At 67.6% G+C, this 1304-nt stretch carries 2 protein-coding genes; one reads left to right on the top strand and one right to left on the bottom strand.

Features of this window, described 5'->3' with window-relative positions; genetic code table 11:
• Window positions 1-343: 343 nt before the first annotated feature.
• Window positions 344-682 (bottom strand): hypothetical protein, encoded by a 339-nt coding sequence (locus F8271_RS31405; protein ID WP_151493393.1) that lies wholly within the window; start codon window positions 680-682, stop codon window positions 344-346.
• A gap of 96 nt (window positions 683-778) precedes the next feature.
• On the opposite strand from F8271_RS31405, the gene F8271_RS31400 reads away from it, so the two are divergent.
• Window positions 779-1201, top strand: coding sequence for a helix-turn-helix domain-containing protein (locus F8271_RS31400; protein WP_192580555.1), 423 nt, complete (start codon window positions 779-781; stop codon window positions 1199-1201).
• The last annotated feature ends 103 nt before the right edge of the window (window positions 1202-1304 follow it).

The following is a 1304-nucleotide window of genomic DNA, read 5'->3' as shown; positions in this document are numbered from 1 at the left end:
GACGAGGTTCTTATCTGTGGCCGTCACCGACAGCCGGTCATCCCACCCGATAGACTTGCTCACCAGAAAGGTGCACCCGCTTCTACAAAGGACATGGCGTAGACAACCACATCCTTGCAGGTCGGGTGCACCTTTCCTTGATCACCCTCGACACCCGCTATCTACTCTGAATAGCGGAGGTCAGCACCCGCGTTTAGTCGTCTCGCTCCGACACCAATTTGATCTTGGTTGAATTTTCGTGCACGCGGACGGAGCCCCGGACCTGCCATGGTCCGGGGCTCCGTCGTGTCTAGCTAGTGCAGCAGGTCGCAAGTCCTGTTCGGGTTGAGTGTCCTGTGTTTGGTTACGCTTCGTAGTCGGCGAGGTGGACGAGGGCGGCCGTGTCGAAGGCGTCGTCGGGGCTGCCCTCCCACTGGCCGGTGTGCAGGAGTTGGGGGATGTAGGAGTTGGAGGCGGGGTCGTAGAGGGCGAAGGCCCACTGGTTGCCGCCGAGGTACTCGATGCGGCGCAGCGGGATGCGTTCCTGCTCTTCCTCCGGGCCGATCAGGGCCGTGAAGTAGCCGAAGGAGCCGCGCCAGCGGGTGTCGACCTCGGTGAGGGTGGGCCAGCGGCCGCTGGTGACGGCGCGGTGGTCGACGCGGTCGTCGACCTCGTCCTTAAGCGGGCGTGGCGGAATGGGCACGGGGAGAGTGTTGCGCACTGCCGGCCCGGCCGGGTCAGGGACGCGCACGCCATGATGGCTGCTACCCCTGTCCCCTCTTATTCCGGAGTGTCCCCGATGGCTCATCCGCCCGCCGCCGCGCTGCATCTGAGCGCCCGTCGGCGGCGCAAGCTGCTGGCCATGGTCGGCGCCGCGAGTTGCCCGCAGGCGGTCGCGCTGCGCGCGCGGATCGTGCTGCTGGCCGCGGACGGCCTGGCCAACAGCACGATCGCCGCCGAAGTGGGCTGCAGCGAGCCGGCCGTGCGCCGGTGGCGGCTGCGCTTCGTACGCCGCGGCGTGCCGGGCCTGTTCGACCGCCCGCGCAGCGGACGCCCCGAACGGTACGGGCCCAGCGACCGCTTGGCCGTCATCGCCGTGGCCACCTCCCTGCCGCCCGAGGGCGCCGCCCGCTGGACGCAGACGCTGATCGCCGAGCATCTGGCCGAACGAGGCATGACGCTGTCCCGCGCGAGCGTGGAGCCTGTCCGAATTTCTGTGTAACGCCCTATCCTGTCTAACTATCGGACATCGATGGGGATGCGGCCTGGGAAGAAGATGTCCAAGGCGTTGAGGGCCTGCTTCCAGCCGTGGACGCCGGCGCCTT

The sequence above is a fragment of the Micromonospora sp. ALFpr18c genome, from assembly GCF_008868155.1.
Taxonomy (GTDB): Bacteria; Actinomycetota; Actinomycetes; order Mycobacteriales; family Micromonosporaceae; genus Micromonospora.
Note: the sequence above shows the minus strand (reverse complement) of the source record. Positions and strands in the feature narration are given on the sequence as shown.

Excerpts from the sequence above, each read along its gene's own strand:
- F8271_RS31400 (WP_192580555.1), top strand. The coding sequence starts at position 779 with ATGGCTCATCCGCCCGCCGCCGCGCTGCATCTGAGCGCCCGTCGGCGG.